The 2,636-nt window shown below is 53.7% G+C and carries 3 protein-coding genes; all 3 read right to left on the minus strand.

Annotated elements, in window-relative coordinates; all coding sequences use genetic code 11:
- A partial coding sequence (locus K5905_RS31300) for a LysE family translocator (RefSeq protein WP_297591623.1) occupies positions 1 to 412 on the minus strand: 412 nt, incomplete at its 3' end.
- A gap of 63 nt (positions 413 to 475) precedes the next feature.
- Positions 476 to 1,144: a GntR family transcriptional regulator gene (locus tag K5905_RS31305; RefSeq protein ID WP_297591624.1), complete on the minus strand. Its 669-nt coding sequence runs from the start codon at positions 1,142 to 1,144 to the stop codon at positions 476 to 478.
- A gap of 9 nt (positions 1,145 to 1,153) precedes the next feature.
- Positions 1,154 to 2,636, minus strand: a 1,483-nt coding sequence (locus tag K5905_RS31310; RefSeq protein WP_297591625.1) for a 4Fe-4S dicluster domain-containing protein, incomplete at its 5' end; no start/stop codon positions are given.

Genomic DNA, 2,636 nt, shown 5'->3' on the forward strand with positions numbered 1-2,636 from the left:
TAGCCGCCCATGCAAGAGCTGCCTTGGGATTGGCCATGGCAACAAGCAATCCCCGTTTGTAATGGGAAATCGAATGTGGTGGCTGACCGTCTGTGAAGCTGACGGCAGAGATTTTGCTGTCGCCACCCCTTACCAAGGACAAAATTCCTTTTGAGCCGAGCCATAGGAGATAGGCACCACCACCCAGTTTCATGCCTGTCATAAGAACAGGATATGTGAGCAGGAGCGTCCCAATGCCGAATGCGACCCCCAGGACCCACAAACAAACACCTGTAACAATGCCGCCCGTGACCAAAAGGGCTGCCTTTCGACCTTCACTCAATCCGGTAGAGGCGATCACAACGAGATTCGGCCCAGGGGCAAGTTGCATCGTGGCGAGCGCCGCTAATGTGATCGCAAATGCTTCAAACATGAATTCTCTTCAACTCAGTAAACTGTCAGGACGACAGCGAGAATGCGGATGAGTACGTTTTGACTACTCGACAAGTTCTTCGCGTACGGATTCCAGCTTGTTTGCCAGATGCAGTTTCAGGATCTTTCCCAACTTCCCGCCATTCCGCTCCTTGACGGCCGCCAAGATTGCTTCGTGTTCCGCTACCGCCTTTGCCCACCGGGCAGGGGACATATTTGCCATGTACCTCGCACGGCGAATGCGTCCGGACAGGCTTCGTTGCATCTCGCTTAAAGTGGGGTTGCGGGCAGCTTCCAGGATCAGCTGATGAATGGCTTCATTCAGTTTGAAATAAGCGCTTAAGTCCTCCGCTTCATACTTGCTGATCATTTCCTTATGCAGGCGCTCCAGCTGCTCAATTTCCTGATCTGTGATATTGGCGCAGGCCAGTTCTCCTGAAACAGATTCAAGAGCTCCCATGACGGGAAAGGCTTCTTCCAGATCTGCCAGTGTGAGCTTTGAAACAGTTGCGCCTCGGTTGGGAACAAGATTGACCAGGCCTTCCTTTCCCAACACCTTAAGTGCTTCGCGCAATGGCGTGCGAGATACTCCAAACATCTCGCTGAGTTCTTTTTCCGATAACTTCTCGCCGGGTTTCAGTTCCCCTTCGATGATCAGGTGACGCAAGCGGTCCACTAGTTCATCGTGCAGCGTTCGTCTTTGGATCGGCAGGGCTGCTTCTGTAAGTGTCATGCGCATTCTCTAGTGCATAGCAAGATCGTGAGCGTGGCACAAAACTCTTGCCACGTGAATTGCGTTTCGATGCGTTCCATCAGCAATCTGGTGCCGGCAAGAGGTGCCCCCTGCAACGATCAGACTGTCTTTTGCTGAAGCGCGTATCCGCGGTAGCAGACTTAACTCACCCATTGCTTTCGAAATTTCGAGTGTCTCAGCCTGATATCCAAAGCTTCCTGCCATCCCGCAACAGGAAGATGCAATGACTTCCACTTTCAAATCCGGGATCAAACCCAGGGTCTGTTGCAAGGCTGTCATGGTGTTGAATGCCTTTTGATGGCAGTGACCGTGTACCAGCGCCTGCTGATGCGGCAGTGGAGCTAACGGAAGATCGAAATTGCCGGCTTCGCTTTCTCTGGCGATGAACTCTTCAAGCAGCATGAATTGATCTGCGAACTGCTCCTGCCAGTCGTCCCCAAGCAGCGACGGTGCTTCGTCCCGGAAAGTCAGGAGGCAAGAAGGTTCCAGACCGATGACAGTCGCGCCATTTGCCAGCGCCGGAGCGAGTGCTCTGAGAGTGCGCCGGATTTCGTGCTTTGCCTCATCAACCAACCCTGCGGAGAGGAAGGTTCGTCCACAACAGAGCGGCCGTTTCTGTCCGGCTTGTGCCGCCAATTCAACCGAATAACCGGAATGCGTAAGAATTTTGCGGGCAGCCTCCACGTTTTCAGGCTCGAAATAGCGGTTGAACGTGTCAACGAAAAGCACAACGTCCGGGGTTTCTACTCCGTTTGTTTGCTGGCGTATCCAGTCTTTCCGCCAGCTTGGGAGCCTGCGATTTTTCGCAAAACCAAGCAGCCACTCGGACAGGAAAGCAAGTCCTGGAACCTGATCCCGAAGGTTCATCAGCCAGGGTACTTTCGCCGCGTAGGGGGCGTATCGAGGCAAATAAGCAATTAGTTTCTCACGCAGACCAATCCCGTTTTTCCGGGCGCGGGCAGCCTGGACCTCGATCTTCATTTTGGCCATGTCGATGCCGGTTGGGCACTCTCGTTTGCAGCCCTTGCATGAGACGCAGAGTTTCAGGGAATCGGCCATGTCGTCCGAAGTGAACGCGTCTGCCCCGAGCTGTCCGGAAATTGCGAGCCGGAGGGAGTTCGCGCGCCCGCGAGTGAGGTCTTTTTCGTTGCGTGTGACCCGGAAGGAGGGGCACATGACACCGTCTTTCAACTTCCGACAAGCGCCGTTGTTGTTGCACATCTCAACAGCGCCCTGAAAACCACCAGCTGCGCCGGTATAGGATGACCAGTCGAAAACGGTTTTAAAGTCCTCGACAGTGTAGTCCGGTGCGTAACGCATGAGCGTCCGGTCATCCATTTTTGGCGGGAATGTTATTTTTCCCGGGTTCAGGAGCCCTGCAGGATCAAAACGATGCTTGATCCACTCGAAGTTTCGAGCCATTCGGTTTCCGAACATCTCTTCATTGAATTCAGAACGAACTATGCCGTCG

It is taken from the genome of Roseibium sp. (assembly GCF_025698965.1).
Classification (GTDB): domain Bacteria; phylum Pseudomonadota; class Alphaproteobacteria; order Rhizobiales; family Stappiaceae; genus Roseibium.

Excerpts from the sequence above, each read along its gene's own strand:
- K5905_RS31305 (WP_297591624.1), bottom strand. The coding sequence starts at position 1,144 with ATGACACTTACAGAAGCAGCCCTGCCGATCCAAAGACGAACGCTGCAC.